The organism is Pseudomonas sp. NY11955 (assembly GCF_048068035.1).
In the GTDB taxonomy this organism is placed as follows: domain Bacteria; phylum Pseudomonadota; class Gammaproteobacteria; order Pseudomonadales; family Pseudomonadaceae; genus Aquipseudomonas.
Genome location: NZ_JBLUPS010000004.1, coordinates 81172 through 98533, shown reverse-complemented (window position 1 = coordinate 98533; position 17362 = coordinate 81172). Strand labels below are relative to the sequence as shown.

Genomic DNA, 17362 nt, shown 5'->3' with positions numbered 1-17362 from the left:
CCAACTGTAAGTATTTCAAGGCGTTAACATGAGTGAAGATGCACAAGATGTGGTTCTGGTCGTCGAGGATGAGCCGGCGATACGCATGATTTTGCGCGATTACCTGGCGGGTGAGGGGTACCACGTGCTGGTGGCCGAAGATGGCGAGCAGGCGTTCGCCATCCTGGCCAGCAAACCGCACCTGGACCTGATGGTGACGGACTTCCGCTTGCCGGGGGGAATCTCCGGGGTGGACATTGCCGAGCCAGCGGTGAAGCTGCGGCCAGACCTGAAGGTAATTTTCATCAGTGGCTACCCGGCGGAGATTCTCGAGTCTGGCAGCCCGATCACCCGCAAGGCGCCGATCCTGGCCAAACCGTTTGACCTGGACACGTTGCACGAGCAGATCCAGGCACTCCTGCGTTAACTGTGCTGGCCTCTTCGCGGGCAAGCCCGCCCCTACAGGTATCCCACTGTGCTTGAAACCTGCGGTGTACCTGTGGGAGCGGGCTTGCCCGCGAAGAGGCTGCAACCGGTTACCGCAGGGTCCGCTCAATACCCCCCATCAGCATGCTTTCCATCAGCGCCAGCCCTTGCTCCTCGGGCAAGGCCTTCAACATCCCCGGCAACTGGTTCAGCAACGTCGCCACCACATGCGCTGTCGCCACCAACGCCTCCCCCTGCAACTTCGCCTGCGGTGCGATCAGGCGTAGCAACCCCGCCTCGTAACGCTTGCGCGACAACGCCAGGCGCGCCCGCTGCTCATCACTCAGGCAGCACAAGTCCCGCTCGGCCAGGCGAAACTGCAGCGGCCGCTCGGCATGCAACTGCCAGTGCGCGGCAATCAGGCAACTCAACGCCGACGCCCCGCGTGCCATGGCCCGTCGCCCCTGGTCCAAGGTGGCCTGCAGTTCCTCGTACAACTCCTCGATCAAGTCGTACAGCAGGTCCTGCTTGCTGGGGAAATGATGGTACAGCGAGCCGGCGGTCAGCCCCACGTGGGCCGCCAGCTCGCGCATGCTGACCTGGCCAAAGCCTTTTTCGGCAAACAATGCCATGGCCCGGTCACGTCGCTCTTCAAAGTTGGCACAGCGCATTGCGGCATTGACCGGGGGCATGGCGCTTTGTCCTCAGTAGGTGAAGAAACCGCGGCCGCTCTTGCGCCCCAGCCAACCGGCCGCGACCATTTCCTTGAGCAGCGGGGCAGGGCGGTATTTGCTGTCGTTGAAGCCTTCATGGAAGGCCTCCATGATCGCCAGCAAGGTGTCCAGGCCGATCAGGTCGGCCAGGGCCAGCGGGCCGATCGGTTGGTTGCAGCCCAGGCGCATGCCGGTGTCGATGTCCTCGGCACTGGCCAGGCCTTCCTGGCGCACGAAGATCGCCTCGTTGATCATCGGCACCAGGATGCGGTTGACCACGAAGCCCGGGCGGTTGCCCGCGGTGATCGGCGTCTTGCCGACCTTTTCGGTCACCACCAGCGCCTGGGCGTAGGTGCTGTCGCTGGTCTGCAGGCCGCGAATGATCTCGACCAGCGCCATCATGGGCACCGGGTTGAAGAAGTGCACGCCGATGAAGCGCTCGGGGTGCTCGATGCTGGCGGCCAGCTGGGTGACCGACAGCGACGAAGTGTTGGTGGCGATCAGGCAGTCGGCGGCGACGTTGGCGGCCACCTGCTGCAGGATGCGCTGCTTGAGCTGCAGGTTTTCGGTAGCGGCTTCGATCACCATTTGCGCAGCGTTGAGCTGGGCGTAGTCGGTGCTGGTACGGATACGGGCTTTCGCGGCGGCGGCCTTGTCGGCGTCGAGAGTGCCTTTGCTGACCTGGCGCTCGAGGTTTTTGCTCAAGGTGGCCACGCCGCGCTCCAGCGCCGCGTCGGAAACATCCACCAGCAGCACCTGGTAGCCAGCTGCCGCACACACCTGGGCAATGCCGTTGCCCATGGTGCCGGCGCCGATCACGGCGATGTGTTCAATGCTCATGTGTCCGTCTCCCTCAGACGCGCTCGAAGACCACGGCGATGCCTTGGCCGCCGCCGATGCACATGGTGGCCAGGGCGTAGCGGCCCTGGATGCGCTGTAGTTCATGGATCGCCTTGGTGGCGATGATCGCGCCAGTGGCACCCACTGGGTGGCCCAGGGAAATGCCCGAACCGTTAGGGTTGACCTTTTCCGGGTCGAAGCCCAGTTCGCGGGCCACGGCGCAGGCCTGGGCGGCAAAGGCTTCGTTGGACTCGATCACGTCCAGGTCCTGCAGCTTCAGGCCGGTCTTCTCCAGCACCTTGCGGGTGGCCGGGATCGGGCCCAGGCCCATCAATTCGGGCTCGACACCGGCATGTGCATAACCCACCAGGCGTGCCAGCGGCTTCAGGCCGAGGCGGCGCACCGCGTCACCTGTGGCCAGCACCAGGCCGGCGGCACCATCGTTGATGCCGCTGGCGTTGCCGGCGGTGACAGTGCCGTCTTTCTTGAATACAGGCTTCATACCGGCCAGTTGCTCGGCGGTCACATCTGCACGCACATGCTCGTCTGCACTGAACTGCACGCTGCCTTTGCGGGTTTTCAGCTCCAGCGGCACGATCTGGCTGGCAAAGCGGCCTTCGGCAATGGCGCGGGCGGCGCGGCGCTGGCTGGTCAGGGCGAGTTCGTCCTGCATTTCGCGGCTGATGCCGTGCTTGGCCGCGACGTTCTCGGCAGTGATGCCCATGTGGAAGTGCTGGAAGGGGTCCTGCAGTACGCCGACGGTGTAGTCGATGCCTTGCAGGTCACCCATGCGCGCGCCCCAGCGGGCCTGTGGCAGCAAGTACGGGCCACGGCTCATGGATTCGGCGCCGGCCGCCACGGCCACGTCGGTGTCGCCCAGCAACAGGCCCTGGGCCGCCGAGACGATAGCCTGCAGGCCAGAGCCGCACAGACGGTTGACGTTGAATGCCGGGGTTTCCTTGGGGATGCCGGCATTCATTGCCGCTACCCGCGCCAGGTAAGCGTCACGCGGCTCGGTCGGGATTACCGTGCCCATCACCAGGTGGCCGACTTGCTCGGCGGCCAGGCCCGAACGCTCGATGGCGGCGCGGGTCACGGCGCTGGCCAGGTCGGCCAGTGGCAGGTCCTTGAGAGAACCGCCAAAGCCACCGATGGCTGAACGGACGGCACTGACGACGAAGATTTCTGCGCTGCTCATAGGGGCTCCGATTGCGAAGGCATGGCGGGACAGGGCCAGGCTCTGCGAGAATGGCCGGCGGTCCCGAAGTGGGATCGAGTCTAGGCAAAGGCTCTGTTGCAGCCTATGCCGGATCTGTTCAAACAACCTGGCACTTTTTGCCACTCAGCATAGACAGCGAAGGCCGCCATGCGCGATAGCGATTCAGTCGCCGTGTACTTCCTCAACGCCATGCTCCACGCCCTGCGCGACAGCCCCGCCGAGCGCGATGCCCAGTTGCTGGCGGTGGGCATTGCCCCGCAACTGCTCGATCAGCCCCAGGCGCGGGTGCCGGCCAAGGCGTTCGCCCAGTTGTGGCTGGCGTTGATTCAGCGCCTGGACGATGAGTTCTTTCGCCTCGACAGCCACGGCATGCCGCTGGGCAGTTTTGCCCTGATCTGCCGGGGCTTGATCCTTGAACCCACACTGGAAAAGGCCTTGCGTCAGTGCATGGGCGGTTTCGGCCTGTTCCTGCGTGACCTGCGCGGCAGCCTGACAGTACGTGGCGGGCGGGCGCTGATCAGCGTGCAGTCGAACATTGCCGACCCGCTGACCCGGGTGTATGCCGAGGAAACCTACCTGGTGCTGATGATCGGCATGCTGTGCTGGCTGGCCGGGCGGCGAGTTGCCATCGACCGTACCGAACTGGCGGTATCGCGCCCGGCTCAGGATGACGATCTGCTGCTGTGGGGGCCGGACTTGCGCCTGGGCAGCGGGCGCACCGAGGTGGAGTTCGACAGTGCTTACCTGCGCCTGCCGGTGGTGCAGGACCTGGCAGCCTTGAAGACCTTTCTGCGCAGTGCCCCGCAGGGGTTGGTGATCCGCTTTCGCAACCAGAACGGGCTGGTGGCCGAGGTGTACCGCCACCTGCGGGCCCTGCGTTATGGGCAGTGGCCGACATTGGCCGCGCTGGCGCAGCGGCAGGGGGTCAGTGCCAGTACCTTCCGCCGGCAGCTGGAGCGGGAAGGGCGCTCCTACCAGCAGATCAAGGATGAGGTGCGCCGGGCGATGGCCTTCGAGCGGTTGCGGGAAGGGGCGCTGAGCATTGCCGAAATTGCCGAGCAGGCGGGGTTTCAGGAGCCCAGCGCATTTCACCGGGCGTTCAAGAAGTGGACCGGGCAGAGCCCGGGGAGCTACCGGGCGCGTTTGGCCAGCCGTTAGTTGCTAGCTGTACCGCGCAAGCCATCAAGGCATGCGCGGAATCTGTAGGAGCAGCCTTGTGCTGCGAAGAGGCCGGTATGGCTAACGACCGTCTTCGGCTGCAATGACCTCTTCGCAGCACAAGGCTGCTCCTACAGGTCCGGCGCCGACCCGAAGGGGTACGCTGTACCTGTAGAAAGATCAGGCAGGCACCATGGCAAACCCTACTCCGAAGCGGTTCCAGGCATTGATGGTGGCAATCGCCAAGGTCAAGTTGGCCACCTCGGCCGGCTCGAAGTGTTCCTGCAGCGCCTCATATTGCCCTTGCGGCGCACCCAGTTCAGGCAAGCGGGTCAGGCTCTCGACCCAGGCCAGCGCCGCACGTTCGCGCGCCGTGAAGTAGTTGGTTTCCTGCCACACACACAGGGTTTGCAGGCGAGCCTCGGTCTCTCCGGCCTTGCGCGCATCGTTGGCGTGCAGGTTGACGCAGTAGGCGCAGCCGTTGATCTGCGAAGCGCGCAGGCGTACCAGCTCCAGCAGCGAACTCTCAAGGCCACTCTTGGCCAGGGCTTGTTCCAGACCGACCATGGCCTTGTAGGCCTCGGGTGCGTGTTTAGCCCATTCGATACGGTTATGCATGGCAGTCTCCAAAAACTGTGGGGTGGTGATGGCGCTACTGTAGCGCCGACCATTGGCCACCCCGATAGCCAATCGTGCGCTTGGTCAGGAGGCCAATCGCCCATTCAGGCGACCACTGACATGCATCCAATCTCTTCATTTCTGCCAGGCCTGCCAAGCCGGGATAATGGCCAGGTCTTGCTTCAAGAGAACCGATTCACAATGAGAGCTGCACTGAACCTGTTGCTGGTGATCCTGCTGGCGCTGAACCTGCGGCCGATCCTGACCAGTATCGGCCCGTTACTCGAACCCATGCGCGCCAGCACCGGTCTGGGTTACCAGCAGGCCGCCTTGCTAACGGCGCTGCCGGTGCTGTGCATGGGCCTGGTGCCGTTGCTGCAACCCTGGCTACGCCGCTGGATCAGCGAGCATGGCGGCATGCTCGGGGGCCTGGCCGCGATTGCTCTGGCCTGCCTGTGGCGCCTGCAACTGGACAGTGCCTGGGCGCTGATCGCCAGTGCGGTGGTCGCCGGCCTGGGCGTGGCGGTGGTGCAGGGCATGATGCCAGGCCTGGTCAACCGCTGGTTCCCTGGGCGTTTGGCCGCGGCGATGGGCTTGTATTCGGCGGCGCTGATGAGTGGTGGCGGCCTGGCTGCGGTACTCGGGCCACATATCAGCGGCCATTTCGGTCACTGGCAGGCCGGCCTTGGGGTCTGGGCGATCCCGGCAGTGCTGGCGGTGCTGGCCTGGGCCGTGCTGCGACCACGCCAGGAAGCACCGACGCTGGCAGGGGCCGCCGGCGGCCACTGGTTCGGCACCCGCCGGGCGTGGTTGCTGGCCCTGTACTTTGGCCTGATCAACGGCGGCTACACCAGCATGGTGGCCTGGTTGCCGGCCTACCATATCGAGCATGGCGGCAGCGCCCAGGGCGGCGCCGACCTGGTTGGCCTGATGACCGTCTTCCAGGTAGCCGGTGCGCTCGGCCTGCCGTTGCTGCTACGGCGCTGGGTAGATCGGCGCCCTGGCCTGTGGCTGGCACTGGCGATCCAGCTGGCGGGCTTCCTCGGCTTGCTGTTGGCACCTACGGTGGCTTCGGGGCTGTGGGTGGCCATGATCGGCTTTGGCCTGGGCGCCTGCTTCAGCCAGAGCCTGACGTTGACCCTGGAACACCTGAAGACCCCTGCCGAAGCCGGCAGCCTGGCGGCGTTCGTGCAGGGCATCGGCTTCATCATCACCGGCATCGTGCCGTACATCACAGGCTGGCTGCGAGACGTGAGTGGTGACTTCCAGGCTTCGTGGACACTGCTGACCGTGACTGTGCTGGCCATGCTGCTGGTGACCGCGTGCTTCAACCCGCGCGGCTACGCGGCGGCCATCGCCCGTCCGTCAGCAGCGGGCAAGGCCGCGACGGTCAGCTGAGGCGTTGCAGGGTATCGCGCACCCGGTCCAGCGCCGGGTCGATGTCCAGCAGTTCGATGGCGCCGAAGCCCAGCAACAGCCCTGGGCGTACCGGCGCTTCGTTGAAAAACGGTGCCAGCGAATACAGGCCGACCTCTACCTTGCGTGCCAGGTTGGCCAACAACTCCACATTCACCTCGGGTGTGGCCAGGGCGCTGAGGTGAAAGCCCGCACTGGCGGGGATGGCGCTGAACCACGGTGCCAGGTCGCCGCCCAGGCGCGCCAGGATGCGTTCGCGACGGGCGCTATAGACCTCGTGGCAACGGCGGATGTGCTTGTGCAGGTGGCCTTCGCTCAAAAAGCGCGCCAGTGCCCACTGCAGCAACGTCGGGCTGTGCCAGTCGCTGAGGTGCTTGGCCACGCAAGCTGCCTGCAGCACGGCGGGCGGTAGCACGGCATAGCCCAGGCGCAGCTCGGGCAGCAAGGTCTTGGAGAAGGTCCCTACATAGGCCACCAGCCCGTGCCGGTCCAAACGCTGCAGCGCGTCCGAGGCAGGCCCGTGGTAGCGGAACTCACAGTCGTAGTCGTCTTCGATGATCAATGCACCCAACTCGGCAGCCCGCGCCAGCAGGGCGTGCCGACGGGGCTCACTCATCGGCATGCCCAGTGGGAACTGGTGCGAGGGTGTTACGTAGATGAGCCGGGTGCCGGCGGCGATCTGTTCCACGCACATGCCTTCATCATCCACCGGTACGGATTGCAGCCGCGCACCCAGGGCCAGGAACAGTTGCCGTGCCGGCGGGTAGCCGGGGTCTTCCATGGCCACCTGGCAGCCGGGTTCGACCAGCACCCGGGCGATCAGGTCTAGCGCCTGTTGGGCGCCATTGCACACCAACAGGTCAGCAGCGCTGCAGTGCACGCCGCGCGCGTAGGCGATGTGGTGGGCAATGGCCTCGCGCAGTTCCGGCAGGCCCTGGGCCGGGAACTGTCGCTCGGTATGGCGCTGGCTACGGCGCAGGGCGTAGTTCAGGCAGCTGCGCCACTGGTCGAAGGGGAACTGCGCCTTGCTCGATGCACCGCCGACGAAGTCATAGCGCGAGGGCGCTTGCAACTGACGTTGGCCGAGCACGGTGGCGCGCTGCTGCCAGCGCTCCAGGGATGCGGCGCCGGCCAGGGGGAGGGTGGCTGATTCATTGTTGCGCAGGGGATGGCGCGGGCTGACGAAGGTGCCTCGGCCGACCACGCCACTGAGCAGGTTGTCGTAGGTCAGCCGTGAATAGGCCTCGGCCACGGTTTTGCGCGATACGCCCAGTCGTTCGGCCAGCAGGCGGGTTGGCGGCAGTTGGGTGCCGGCGGCCAGGTGGCCGCTGTCGATACCGTCGCGTAATTGCTGGTATAGCTGGTCGGCCAGGCCTTTGCGGCCCTCCAGGCGAATGTGCAGTTCCATGGGGCGGTCCGGAGCGGGAGAGTGCTCAGGATAGCGGATTGGGGGGGCGGGTGTTTGTCGTTAGGATTTTGGTGCCTGTGAGATCGAGCGCCGCCCGCGCGGCGCATCGCGAGCGAAGCTCGCTCCTACATTTGTTTCGGGCCAGTATCGCCTGTGACAGGCGCGCGCGACCGCCTTGTTTGCACGACGCGATATCGCGCCATGCGCCAAGGCGTTCGCGCGCAAATTCCACAGGAATAATTGGCCCGAAACAAATGTAGGAGCGAGCTTCGCTCGCGATGCGCCGCGCGGGCGGCGCTCGATCTCGCAGGCACCGAAGATGGCAAGGCATGCGCTCAGAACCGGGCCGTACTCACCGTGATAAAACCCTTGTCCGCCACCGCTATACGGATCACCGTCTCGTCCGCCGGCGCCTTGCGGTTGCGCTTGATGCGCACGCCGTCCACCGCCGCCGCTTTCATGTGCTCTGAAATGGCCCGCCCATTCAGGTCGAAGAACACCTCGCTGGCCAGCAACTCGATACGTTCGATCAGTTGCCGTGAGTGTTCGTCGGTGGCGCAAAAGAACATCACGCCCGACAGGTGAGGGTCTTCATCGGGGTTACTGATGTCATGGGCGAGCATTTCGCGCAGGCTGCTGCGCAGTTCGGCGATGGAGCGGGCGTACAAGTGCATACGGAGCCTCCTCTGGATAGCGACCTTGCGTTGTCCGATGCTGATCTTGTTTTCTGAGGGTAGCGTCAGCAAGTAGGACGCTTCTGGGAGTGTTGTGGGAAATTTCTGAGCGTTAAGGGGTGGCAGCCTAGACTGGCGGGAGACAAGTGTCTGCGGCACAATCCGGCGTCTGACACCCGCCCTGCCGAGGATTGCCATGAACAGCCATTTCCAGCCTGTCGACCTGAAAAAGGCCTATCGCCTGCTGAACCACGGCCCGACGGTGCTGGTGTCGGCCAGCCATGAAGGGGTGGACAACGTCATGGCCGCGGCCTGGGCGTGCGCACTGGACTTCGACCCGCCCAAGGTGACCGTGGTGCTCGACAAGATCGCCCGCACTCGGCAGTTGGTGGAGGGCAGCGGCTGGTTCGTGATCCAGGTGCCGACCGCGGCACAGGCGCAACTGACCCACCAAGTCGGTACCCGCAGCCTGTTCGACCAGCCTGATAAATTGGCCAGCATTGGTGTGCAATTGGCGCGGGTCGAAGGGCATGCGGCGCCGTTGGTGCAGGGCTGCTCGGCGTGGTTGATGTGCCGGGTGATCGACGAGCCGCACAACCAGAATACCTATGACCTGTTCATCGGCGAGGTGGTGGCAGCCTGGGCCGATGACCGGGTGTTCCGGGACGGGCACTGGGCCTATGAGAGTGCCGACCCGCAGTGGCGCAGCCTGCACTACGTGGCCGGTGGGCATTTTTATGCGATTGGCGAGGCGCTGGTGGTTGAGTCGCAGTGACGCCTGTGTCGGCCTCTTCGCGGGCTTGCCCGCTCCCACAGGTACTGCGCAGGCCTGAAGGCCTGTCCCTATTCTGTGGGAGCGGGCAAGCCCGCGAAGAGGCCGACACAGGACTCAGAGGGCGGCAGCGCCTGCCTTGGCCACCTGGGCATCCTGCTCGGACTTGACCCCGGACACGCCAATGGCACCGACTACCTGGCCTTCCACCCGCAGCGGCACGCCACCTTCCAGGCTGGTCAGCAGGGGTGCGGTCACGAATGCCGTACGGCCACCATTGACCATTTCTTCATAATCCCGCGTCTCCTTGCGCCCCAACGCCGCCGTGCGCGCCTTTTCCATCGCGATGTAGGCACTGGCCGGCGCGCAGCCATCCAGGCGCTCCAGAGCCAACGGGTGGCCGCCGTCGTCGACCACGGCGATGGTCACGTTCCATTGTTGGGCCTGAGCCTCCTGGCGGGCGGCGGTCAGTACGCGGGTGATTTCGGCCTGGCCAATCACGAGCTTGCTATGCATGGGGGTTCTCCGGGTTCAAGGCTGCTTCGACGATTTCGATCCAGTGCCGCACTGGCGTGCGCCCAGCCCCGTCGAGGTGGGCCTGGCAGCCGATGTTGGCAGTGGCAATGACTTGCGGTTTGCCGCTTTCCAGTGCATTCAGGCGATTGTCGCGCAGTTGCAGCGACAATTCAGGCTGGGTCAACGAATAGGTGCCAGCCGAGCCACAGCACAGGTGGCCATCGGGCACCGAGGTCAGAGTAAAGCCCAGCCGCATCAGCAATGCTTCCACCACACCGCCCAGCTTCAGCGCGTGCTGCAGGGTGCACGGGCAGTGGAAGGCCAGGCGCTGTTCGGCGCACAGACCCAGTTGCTCGACCGGCTCATCGCGCAGTACTTCTACCAGATCGCGGGACAGCGCGCTGACCCGTGCCGCCTTGGTGGCGTAAAGAGGGTCTTTTTCCAGCAAGTGGCCGTAGTCGCGGACAAACGCGCCACAGCCGCTGGCGGTTTGCACGATAGCCTCGGCACCCGCTTCGATGGCTGGCCACCAGGCGTCGATGTTGCGCCGCGCTCGCTGCAGGCCTTGCTCTTGGGCATTCAGGTGATAGTCCACCGCGCCACAGCAAGCGGCCTGCCGAATCGGTTGTACGCTGATGCCCAGGCGGTCGAGCAGGCGCGCAGCAGCGGCATTGGTATTGGGCGACAGGGCCGGCTGCACGCAGCCTTCCAGCATCAGCACCTGGCGCGCGTGGCGCGGCGCGGGGCGTTCGCCGGGTGGCGTAATGCGCGCCGGCAGCTTGCGCTTGAGCGTGGCCGGCAGCAGTGGGCGCAGCGCCTGGCCGCTGCGGGTAAGGGCCTTGAACAGTGCCGGGCGTGGCACTACCGCACGCAGGCCCTGGCGCAGCAGGCGTTGGCCGAGCGGGCGTGGCACCTGCTGTTCCACCTCTGCACGGCCAATGTCCAGCAGGTCGTGGTACTTCACCCCGGACGGGCAGGTGGTTTCGCAGTTGCGGCAGGTCAGGCAGCGGTCCAGGTGCAGTTGCGTGCTGCGGGTGACCGGCTCGCCTTCGAGCAGTTGCTTGATCAGGTAGATGCGCCCGCGCGGGCCGTCCAGTTCGTCGCCCAGCAGTTGGTAGGTGGGGCAGGTGGCAGTGCAGAAACCGCAGTGCACGCAGGAGCGCAAGATGCTTTCGGCCTCTTCGGCGCGGGCCAGGCGGCGGGATGCTTCGCTGAGGTTGGTTTGCATGGTCTGGCCTCATAGGTCCGGGTATAGCCGACCGGGGTTGAATACCCCCTGGGGGTCGAGCTGCTGCTTGAGGGCGCGGTGGTAGCGCATCAGTGCGGCGGGCAGCGGTGGGCTGCTGGCGGCACCGGGGGCGTAGCAGGTGGCGTGGCCACCGACCTTGGCGACCTGATCGCGAATGACCTGTGCCGGTGCGCTGGACTTGAGCCAGCGTTGGGCACCCCCCCAATCGATCAACTGCGGACCGGGCAGGTTCAACTCACCGGTGGCGTTGGGCACTGACAGGCGCCACAGCGGTGTGGTGCCGGCAAAGAACGCCAGGCGCTGTTCGCCCAGGTCGCTCCAGAATTGGCTATCGAGTGTTTCGCCCCCCAGCCGCAGGGATGCCGACTGCACCGAGCCTTCGCCGCCTTCAAGGCGCAGGTACAGTGCTTCGCCGTCATGGCAGGCGGCGCTGATAGGCAGTGGTTGCTGGCCCCATTCGGCCAGCTCGGCCAGCGCTTCATGCTGGCTCATCGGCAGGCGCAGGCTCAGGCATTGGCGCGGGCGTGGCAGCACTTTAAGAGAAACCTCGGTCAGCAACCCCAGGCAACCGAAGCTGCCCGCCATCAGGCGGGACACATCGTAGCCGGCCACGTTCTTCATCACCTCGCCACCAAAGCGCAGCAGCTTGCCGTGGCCGGTGATCACACGTGTACCGAGTACATAATCGCGCACCGACCCGGCCCACGGTCGCCTAGGGCCAGACAACCCAGCCGCGACCATGCCGCCCAACGTGGCTTCGGGGCCCAGGTGCGGGGGCTCGCAGGGCAGCATCTGGCCGGCCTCGTGCAGGGCCGCCTCGATCTCGCGCAACGGCGTGCCGGCGCGGGCGGTGAGTACCAGCTCGGTCGGATCGTAGCTGACGATGCCGCGGTGGCTACGGCTGTCGAGCGCTTCGCCGGCCACCGGGTTGCCGAGCATCGCCTTGCTGCCGCTGCCCTGGATGAGCAGTGGCGTGCGCTGGTTCAGCGCCTGGTTGACCTGCTCCAGCAGCGCCTGGCTCATGTCGCGGTCCATGCTCATCAGAAGCGCTCCAACTCGGGGAAGGGCAGTTGCCCGTGGTGCACGTGCATGGCGCCGAATTCGGCGCAGCGGTGCAGGGTGGGGATGTTCTTGCCGGGGTTGAGCAGGCCCTGCGGGTCGAAGGCGGCTTTCACCGCGTGGAACAGGGTGATTTCGTCGCTGTTGAACTGCGCGCACATCTGGTTGATCTTCTCGCGGCCCACGCCGTGTTCACCGGTGATGCTGCCGCCCACCGCCACACACAGTTCGAGGATCTTGCCGCCGATGGCTTCGGCGCGCTCCAGCTCGCCGGGCAGGTTGGCATCGAACAGGATCAGCGGGTGCATGTTGCCGTCACCGGCATGGAACACGTTGGCCACGCGCAGGCCGTATTCCGCGGACAGGTCACTGATGCCCTTGAGCACCCGTGGCAGTTCGCGGCGTGGGATGGTGCCGTCCATGCAGTAGTAGTCCGGGGAAATGCGCCCTACCGCCGGGAAGGCATTCTTGCGCCCGGCCCAGAAGCGCACGCGCTCGGCTTCGTCGCAGGCCAGGCGCACCTCGCGGGCCCCGGCTTGTGCCAGTACGGCGGCGACCCGTTCGCAGTCGTCATGTACATCGGCCTCCACGCCATCCAGCTCGCACAGCAGGATCGCCGCCGCGTCCACCGGGTAGCCGGCATGGATGAAATCTTCCGCGGCGCGAATCGCCAGGTTGTCCATCATCTCCAGGCCGCCAGGAATGATGCCGGCCGCGATGATTTCGGCAACTGCCCGGCCGGCGTCCTCGACACTGTCGAAACTGGCCAGCAGTACCCGCGCCACCTGGGGCTTGGGCAGCAGCTTGACGGTCACTTCGGTGACGATACCGAGCATGCCTTCGGAGCCGGTGAACAAGGCCAGCAGGTCGAAACCTGGGCTGTCCAGGGCATCGCTGCCGAGGGTCAGGCGTTCGCCCTCGACCGTGAGGATTTCCACCTTGAGCAGGTTGTGCACGGTAAGGCCGTACTTGAGGCAGTGCACGCCGCCGGCGTTTTCGGCGACGTTGCCACCGATGGAGCAGGCAATTTGCGAGGACGGGTCGGGTGCGTAGTACATACCATGGGGCGCGGCGGCCTGGGAGATGGCCAGGTTGCGTACACCTGGCTGTACACGGGCGTAGCGACCCTGTGGGTTGACCTCAAGAATGCGGTTGAAGCGTGCCATCACCAGCAGGATGCCCTTGGCCAGCGGCAGGGCACCGCCCGACAGGCCGGTACCGGCGCCACGGGCTACCACGGGTACACCGCGCTGGTGGCAGAGCTTCAACAGCGTTTGCACTTGCTCCAGGCGCTCAGGCAGCACCACCAGCAGAGGCACTGTGCGATAGGCCGACAGGCCGTCGCATTCGTAGGGTTTAAGGTCTTCTTCGCGGTGCAGGATCTCAAGGTCTGGCAGGGCAGCGCGCAGTACCTGCAACAGGTCTGCCTGGTCCACGCTGGGCAGCGCGCCATCGACGCGTTCGTCGTACAGGATATTCATCGGCTCACTCGGCAACGGTTTTTGTTGTTGTTGGCAAAGCGGTCACCCTGGCAGCGTGCGCGTGCCAGCGGCTGTGGTCGAGTGCGTCAGGTACTGGTCCTACCAGTTTTTCTACCAGGCAGTGGTTATTGATGGCTTTGTCCGGCTAGATTGGTGTCAGCGGTGCAAGTGGTCCTACCAGTAGGAGCGGTGTGATGGGTACTGAGGGCAAGGCCAAGGTCGCCGATCAGGTGGCCGAGCGGGTCGAGCGGCTGATCGTCGAAGGCGTGCTGAAAGTCGGCCAGGCGCTGCCGTCGGAGCGGCGGCTGGTGGACAAGCTGGGCTGTTCGCGCTCGGCCCTGCGCGAAGGCCTGCGCATCTTGCGGGGGCGCGGCATCATCGACACCGAGCAGGGGCGCGGCTCGTTCGTCGCCGACCTGACCGGGCAAGTGGGCGTCACGCCGTTGATGCACCTGTTCAGCTCGCAACCACGCACGCTGTTCGACCTGCTGGAGGTACGGGCGTTGCTGGAGGCGGAGTCGGCGCGGTTGGCGGCGTTACGTGCCACCGAGGTCGACCGTTTGCTGATCCGCCGGCGCTACGAAGAAATGCTGGCCGCCCACCAGGCCGCAGAAGCGCTCGATGCCCGTGAGCACGCCCGTCGTGACCATGCCTTTCACCGTGCGATCAGCGAGGCGTCGCATAACCCAGTGCTGGTGCACACGCTGCAATCGCTCAGTGACCTGACCTTGAGCACGGTGTTCGCTTCGGTCAATAACCTGTATTGCCGGCCCGCGCAGAAACGCCAGATCGACCGGCAGCATGCGCGGTTGTATCACGCGGTGATGGAGCAGCAGCCCGAGCAGGCACAGCGGGCGGCGCGTGAGCACATCAACGGCATACGCGACAGTTTGCGCGAGATCGAGCAGGAAGAGCAGCGCTTGGTCAGGGCGACCATGCGCATGGATGGTTGGGGGTGAAGTAACCCTGTACCGGCCTCTTCGCGGGCAAGCCCGCTCCCACAGGAACCTCACAGCCATCAGGCTTGGTGCGTTCCCTGTGGGAGCGGGCTTGCCCGCGAAGAGGCCGTTACAGGCTGACCTCAATGGTCGGCTATACGGTCATCCTGGGCGAGAATGGCCCGGGCCAGTTCTTCATCATTGGCCTGCAACCCTGGGTGGTCCTTGCGGGCTTGTTCCAGCGCCGACTCCACATAGGCGCCACGGATGGCACCGCCGCTGGCGACGAACGCTGAAAGCTCGTCACGGGCCGGGATAATCCGTTTGTCGTCCTTGAAGGTCGAATACAGCGAAGCGGAAATACCGGCCGAGGTGGCGACGTCGCCCGCATCGACGCGGGCCAGGGCGGCACCGGCAGGCAGCAGGAGCAGCAGCGCAGGGGCGAGGAGTAGGTGGCGCATGGCGTGTTCTCCAGTAGCGTGAAGCACAGGGAAATAAACCACTCAGTGTTTAAGAGAGCAGGCGAGTGCGGGTAGTTCCCTTTCCTGGCTGTAATGACGTGAGGGACAGGTACAGCGCAGTGCTCAAGGCTCAGATCGACAACCGCACCACCCGATTGTCCAGCACCTGTTGCTCCTGCCCCCGCCGCTTGTTCACCACCAGTTCGCCAATCGCAATCAGCCGCGTGCGTGTGATGTTGCGCGACAACCCCAGCAACTGCGCAGTATGTACCTGGTTGTAGTGGCAGAACCGGTAGGCCGAGCGCAGCAGGGCATTTTCCACCTTCTCGTACAGGTCGTTCGGTTGCTCCTCGTACAAGCGGCTGAACGCCCGTTGCAGCAAATCGTCCACGCCATTGCCCGTTGCTTCCTCTTCCTGCCGCTCGATACGCAAGTTGGACAAGCGCAGGTCCTGGGCCTGGATCGTCCCATCGCCGCAGGTCAGCAAACTGTGGTGAATCACGTTTTCCAGTTCGCGAATGTTGCCTGGCCAGCTGTACTCCACCAGTTTCGCCTGGGCCTTGGGGCTCAGTTCCACCGGCCCGTAACCCAGCCGGTCGCTGTAACTGCGGATGAAATGTCGGGCCAGCGGCAGGATGTCGCCCGGGCGGTCGCGCAACGGGTGCAACTGCAAGGTCACCACGTTCAGCCGGTAATACAGGTCTTCACGGAAATGTCCGGCATTGATGGCCTTTTCCAGCTGTACATTGGTCGCGGCCAGTACCCGCACATTGATCGGGATGCTCTTGCGCGAGCCCAGCCGCACCACCTCGCGTTCTTGCAGCACGCGCAGCAGCTTGACCTGGATCGGCAGCGGCAAGTCGCCAATTTCGTCGAGGAACAAGGTGCCGCCGTTGGCCTCTTCGAACCAGCCGGCCTTGGCCGCGAGGGCGCCGGTGAAGGCGCCTTTTTCATGGCCGAACAGCTCGGCTTCCACCAGCGACTCGGAGAACGCGCCGCAGTTGACAGCAACGAACGGGCCGTTGCGCCGGCCGCTGAGGTTGTGGATGTGGCGTGCGACCAGCTCCTTGCCCGTGCCGGTTTCGCCAATGATCAGGACGCTGGCCTCGCTGGGAGCGACCTGTTGCAAGTGGGCGAGCAGCGCCTGCGACCTGGGGTCTTCGAAGACCTGTGCGGTCGCCCTGATCGAGGTGGCCAGTGTCGGTGACGGGGGGAGGGTCAGCAGTTGCATGGGCAGTCCTCAGGAGTAGAAGGATGGAGCAGGGCGCTTGTCGTTGAGGGCCCACTCGCCGAGTTCGTGGATGCGATAGTCCACGGGGTCGTGCAGGGTTTGCGTGCGCAAGTTGCGCCAGTGCCGGTCGAAGCGCAGCGAGGCATGGGTGGCGCGGGCACCGGTGACCTCGAACAGGCGATTGCAGATGTCCAGGCCATGGCGGCTGGCGGCGACCTTGGCGGTACCGATGGCCAGGGCCAGGTCGCCGCGCTCTTGTGCCGTGAGCGCGTGTTCCTTGGCCCAGGCGGCATCCAGCTGGCGCGCGGCCCGGTCGATCAGCAGGCGCACGCTTTCCAGGCCAACCCAGAACTCGCCGTAATGGCGCAGTACGTACGGGTCTTCGGCGCTGCTGGCGGCGCTGGAGCGGAACCACGGCCGGCTTTCCCTGAGGGTGTACTGGCGGGCTTCGTCGAAGGCGCCTTCGGCAATGCCGAGGAACAGGTTGGCGAAGTGCAGCTGGGCTATCAGTGGGCGCAAGGCAGCGAACGGGGTGCTCAAGGGGCCGGGGTCGAGCAGCAGTTCGTTGTGCTCGACCCGTACCCGCTCGAAGGTGGCGCTGCCACTGTCGGTCTGGCGCTGGCCAATGTTGTTCCAATCGCTGTGCAGGCTGATGCCCGTGCGGCCGCTGGGGATGGCGGCAATCAGCAGCTTGCCGCCGGCACGTTCGTCCACCGCCGAGGCAATCAGCATTTCCGAATCGCTGGCGCCGGAGCAGAAGCTTTTCTTGCCCGAGAACTCGCACCAGCCGTCGAAGTGCTTGACCACGGTGCGGGTGTCCAGCGGGTTCAGGGCATTGCCCCAGAACCACTGTTTGCGGGCGGTCTGTTCGAACCACGGTTGCCATTGGTCCGGGCGCGAGAACAGACGCACGGTGGCCAGCATCAGGTGGTGAAAGCCGAATACGTGGGCGACGGAGCTGTCGACCCGCGCAAACTCGCGCACCACCGCGAAGGTGTCGTGCCAGCTGGCGCCCTGGCCGCCGAAAGCCTGCGGGATTGCCAGTGACAGCAAGCCGCTGTCACGCAAAGCGTCGCGCTCGGCTTTCGGCGTGCCACCGCGCTCGTCACGTTCGACGGCGGTCTGGGCGAACTGCCCGGCCAATTCGCGGGCGATCGCCAAGGCCGGAAGCAGTGGGGTAGTTACACGTGCATTCATGGCCGCT

Annotated in this window: 18 protein-coding genes; 5 read left to right on the top strand and 13 right to left on the bottom strand. The window is 65.2% G+C overall.

Annotated features, from left to right (window positions below; all coding sequences use genetic code 11):
- The first annotated feature begins 28 nt into the window (after nucleotides 1-28).
- Nucleotides 29-406 carry a response regulator gene (locus ACNFBR_RS08990; RefSeq protein ID WP_136914262.1) on the top strand — a complete coding sequence of 126 codons (378 nt, stop codon included), beginning with the start codon at nucleotides 29-31 and terminating at the stop codon, nucleotides 404-406.
- Between the two features lie 109 nt (nucleotides 407-515).
- Here ACNFBR_RS08990 and ACNFBR_RS08985 read toward each other — a convergent pair whose 3' ends face one another.
- Genes ACNFBR_RS08985 through ACNFBR_RS08975 form a run of 3 tightly spaced genes read right to left on the bottom strand, consistent with a single transcriptional unit; the run spans nucleotide 516 to nucleotide 3156 of the window.
- The gene (locus ACNFBR_RS08985; RefSeq protein ID WP_416734590.1) at nucleotides 516-1097 is read right to left on the bottom strand and encodes a TetR/AcrR family transcriptional regulator; all 582 of its coding nucleotides are present in this window, start codon (nucleotides 1095-1097) and stop codon (nucleotides 516-518) included.
- Between the two features lie 12 nt (nucleotides 1098-1109).
- Nucleotides 1110-1958, bottom strand: coding sequence for a 3-hydroxybutyryl-CoA dehydrogenase (locus ACNFBR_RS08980; RefSeq protein WP_416734589.1), 849 nt, complete (start codon nucleotides 1956-1958; stop codon nucleotides 1110-1112).
- Between the two features lie 13 nt (nucleotides 1959-1971).
- Nucleotides 1972-3156 (bottom strand): acetyl-CoA C-acyltransferase family protein, encoded by a 1185-nt coding sequence (locus ACNFBR_RS08975; RefSeq protein ID WP_416734588.1) that lies wholly within the window; start codon nucleotides 3154-3156, stop codon nucleotides 1972-1974.
- A gap of 168 nt (nucleotides 3157-3324) precedes the next feature.
- On the opposite strand from ACNFBR_RS08975, the gene ACNFBR_RS08970 reads away from it, so the two are divergent.
- The gene (locus tag ACNFBR_RS08970; protein WP_416734587.1) at nucleotides 3325-4335 is read left to right on the top strand and encodes an AraC family transcriptional regulator ligand-binding domain-containing protein; all 1011 of its coding nucleotides are present in this window, start codon (nucleotides 3325-3327) and stop codon (nucleotides 4333-4335) included.
- A 180-nt stretch (nucleotides 4336-4515) separates the two neighbouring features.
- Here the strand turns inward: ACNFBR_RS08970 and ACNFBR_RS08965 are convergent, their stop codons facing one another.
- On the bottom strand, nucleotides 4516-4953 hold the full coding sequence (locus ACNFBR_RS08965; protein WP_416734586.1) for a carboxymuconolactone decarboxylase family protein: 438 nt from the start codon (nucleotides 4951-4953) through the stop codon (nucleotides 4516-4518).
- A gap of 201 nt (nucleotides 4954-5154) precedes the next feature.
- On the opposite strand from ACNFBR_RS08965, the gene ACNFBR_RS08960 reads away from it, so the two are divergent.
- Nucleotides 5155-6351 (top strand): cyanate transporter, encoded by a 1197-nt coding sequence (locus tag ACNFBR_RS08960; RefSeq protein WP_416734585.1) that lies wholly within the window; start codon nucleotides 5155-5157, stop codon nucleotides 6349-6351.
- On the opposite strand, the gene ACNFBR_RS08955 is transcribed toward ACNFBR_RS08960, so the two are convergent.
- Together ACNFBR_RS08955 and ACNFBR_RS08950 are read right to left on the bottom strand one after the other, a co-directional pair.
- Nucleotides 6344-7777, bottom strand: a complete 1434-nt coding sequence (locus ACNFBR_RS08955; protein WP_416734584.1) for a PLP-dependent aminotransferase family protein — start codon at nucleotides 7775-7777, stop codon at nucleotides 6344-6346. The two genes, ACNFBR_RS08960 and ACNFBR_RS08955, sit on opposite strands and share 8 nt — an antisense overlap.
- Nucleotides 7778-8112: 335 nt before the next feature.
- On the bottom strand, nucleotides 8113-8451 hold the full coding sequence (locus tag ACNFBR_RS08950) for a hypothetical protein (protein ID WP_416734583.1): 339 nt from the start codon (nucleotides 8449-8451) through the stop codon (nucleotides 8113-8115).
- A 196-nt stretch (nucleotides 8452-8647) separates the two neighbouring features.
- Here ACNFBR_RS08950 and ACNFBR_RS08945 point away from each other — a divergent pair, with 196 nt between their 5' ends.
- On the top strand, nucleotides 8648-9226 hold the full coding sequence (locus ACNFBR_RS08945; protein WP_416734582.1) for a flavin reductase family protein: 579 nt from the start codon (nucleotides 8648-8650) through the stop codon (nucleotides 9224-9226).
- Nucleotides 9227-9340: 114 nt separating this feature from the next.
- On the opposite strand, the gene ACNFBR_RS08940 is transcribed toward ACNFBR_RS08945, so the two are convergent.
- The 4 genes from ACNFBR_RS08940 to glcD are packed head-to-tail and all read right to left on the bottom strand — an operon-like array spanning nucleotide 9341 to nucleotide 13528.
- Entirely contained in the window at nucleotides 9341-9739 is a 399-nt protein-coding gene (locus ACNFBR_RS08940) for a heme-binding protein (RefSeq protein ID WP_416734581.1), read from the bottom strand.
- Nucleotides 9732-10967 (bottom strand): glycolate oxidase subunit GlcF, encoded by a 1236-nt coding sequence (gene glcF, locus ACNFBR_RS08935; protein WP_416734580.1) that lies wholly within the window; start codon nucleotides 10965-10967, stop codon nucleotides 9732-9734. The genes ACNFBR_RS08940 and glcF overlap by 8 nt, the downstream gene beginning before the upstream one ends.
- Before the next feature lie 9 nt (nucleotides 10968-10976).
- Complete coding sequence (glcE, locus tag ACNFBR_RS08930) at nucleotides 10977-12029, bottom strand: glycolate oxidase subunit GlcE (protein WP_416734579.1); 1053 nt, start codon at nucleotides 12027-12029, stop codon at nucleotides 10977-10979.
- Nucleotides 12029-13528 (bottom strand): glycolate oxidase subunit GlcD, encoded by a 1500-nt coding sequence (gene glcD, locus ACNFBR_RS08925; protein ID WP_416734578.1) that lies wholly within the window; start codon nucleotides 13526-13528, stop codon nucleotides 12029-12031. The genes glcE and glcD overlap by 1 nt, the downstream gene beginning before the upstream one ends.
- A gap of 194 nt (nucleotides 13529-13722) precedes the next feature.
- On the opposite strand from glcD, the gene glcC reads away from it, so the two are divergent.
- Entirely contained in the window at nucleotides 13723-14487 is a 765-nt protein-coding gene (gene glcC / locus ACNFBR_RS08920; protein ID WP_416734577.1) for a transcriptional regulator GlcC, read from the top strand.
- Between the two features lie 122 nt (nucleotides 14488-14609).
- Here the strand turns inward: glcC and ACNFBR_RS08915 are convergent, their stop codons facing one another.
- The 3 genes from ACNFBR_RS08915 to ACNFBR_RS08905 all read right to left on the bottom strand — a co-directional run bounded on the left by ACNFBR_RS08915 (nucleotide 14610) and on the right by ACNFBR_RS08905 (nucleotide 17355).
- Entirely contained in the window at nucleotides 14610-14927 is a 318-nt protein-coding gene (locus ACNFBR_RS08915) for a DUF2388 domain-containing protein (protein ID WP_416734576.1), read from the bottom strand.
- A 130-nt stretch (nucleotides 14928-15057) separates the two neighbouring features.
- The gene (sfnR, locus tag ACNFBR_RS08910) at nucleotides 15058-16158 is read right to left on the bottom strand and encodes a sigma54-dependent transcriptional activator SfnR (RefSeq protein ID WP_416734575.1); all 1101 of its coding nucleotides are present in this window, start codon (nucleotides 16156-16158) and stop codon (nucleotides 15058-15060) included.
- A gap of 9 nt (nucleotides 16159-16167) precedes the next feature.
- Nucleotides 16168-17355 (bottom strand): acyl-CoA dehydrogenase family protein, encoded by a 1188-nt coding sequence (locus tag ACNFBR_RS08905; RefSeq protein WP_416734574.1) that lies wholly within the window; start codon nucleotides 17353-17355, stop codon nucleotides 16168-16170.
- Nucleotides 17356-17362 lie beyond the last annotated feature (7 nt).

Bases quoted from the DNA above. Each gene is read 5' to 3' on its own strand.
- ACNFBR_RS08990 (WP_136914262.1), top strand. From the start codon at position 29: ATGAGTGAAGATGCACAAGATGTGGTTCTGGTCGTCGAGGATGAGCCG.
- ACNFBR_RS08985 (WP_416734590.1), bottom strand. From the start codon at position 1,097: ATGCCCCCGGTCAATGCCGCAATGCGCTGTGCCAACTTTGAAGAGCGA.
- ACNFBR_RS08980 (WP_416734589.1), bottom strand. From the start codon at position 1,958: ATGAGCATTGAACACATCGCCGTGATCGGCGCCGGCACCATGGGCAAC.
- ACNFBR_RS08975 (WP_416734588.1), bottom strand. From the start codon at position 3,156: ATGAGCAGCGCAGAAATCTTCGTCGTCAGTGCCGTCCGTTCAGCCATC.
- ACNFBR_RS08970 (WP_416734587.1), top strand. From the start codon at position 3,325: ATGCGCGATAGCGATTCAGTCGCCGTGTACTTCCTCAACGCCATGCTC.
- ACNFBR_RS08965 (WP_416734586.1), bottom strand. From the start codon at position 4,953: ATGCATAACCGTATCGAATGGGCTAAACACGCACCCGAGGCCTACAAG.
- ACNFBR_RS08960 (WP_416734585.1), top strand. From the start codon at position 5,155: ATGAGAGCTGCACTGAACCTGTTGCTGGTGATCCTGCTGGCGCTGAAC.
- ACNFBR_RS08955 (WP_416734584.1), bottom strand. From the start codon at position 7,777: ATGGAACTGCACATTCGCCTGGAGGGCCGCAAAGGCCTGGCCGACCAG.
- ACNFBR_RS08950 (WP_416734583.1), bottom strand. From the start codon at position 8,451: ATGCACTTGTACGCCCGCTCCATCGCCGAACTGCGCAGCAGCCTGCGC.
- ACNFBR_RS08945 (WP_416734582.1), top strand. From the start codon at position 8,648: ATGAACAGCCATTTCCAGCCTGTCGACCTGAAAAAGGCCTATCGCCTG.
- ACNFBR_RS08940 (WP_416734581.1), bottom strand. From the start codon at position 9,739: ATGCATAGCAAGCTCGTGATTGGCCAGGCCGAAATCACCCGCGTACTG.
- glcF (WP_416734580.1), bottom strand. From the start codon at position 10,967: ATGCAAACCAACCTCAGCGAAGCATCCCGCCGCCTGGCCCGCGCCGAA.
- glcE (WP_416734579.1), bottom strand. From the start codon at position 12,029: ATGAGCATGGACCGCGACATGAGCCAGGCGCTGCTGGAGCAGGTCAAC.
- glcD (WP_416734578.1), bottom strand. From the start codon at position 13,528: ATGAATATCCTGTACGACGAACGCGTCGATGGCGCGCTGCCCAGCGTG.
- glcC (WP_416734577.1), top strand. From the start codon at position 13,723: ATGGGTACTGAGGGCAAGGCCAAGGTCGCCGATCAGGTGGCCGAGCGG.
- ACNFBR_RS08915 (WP_416734576.1), bottom strand. From the start codon at position 14,927: ATGCGCCACCTACTCCTCGCCCCTGCGCTGCTGCTCCTGCTGCCTGCC.
- sfnR (WP_416734575.1), bottom strand. From the start codon at position 16,158: ATGCAACTGCTGACCCTCCCCCCGTCACCGACACTGGCCACCTCGATC.
- ACNFBR_RS08905 (WP_416734574.1), bottom strand. From the start codon at position 17,355: ATGAATGCACGTGTAACTACCCCACTGCTTCCGGCCTTGGCGATCGCC.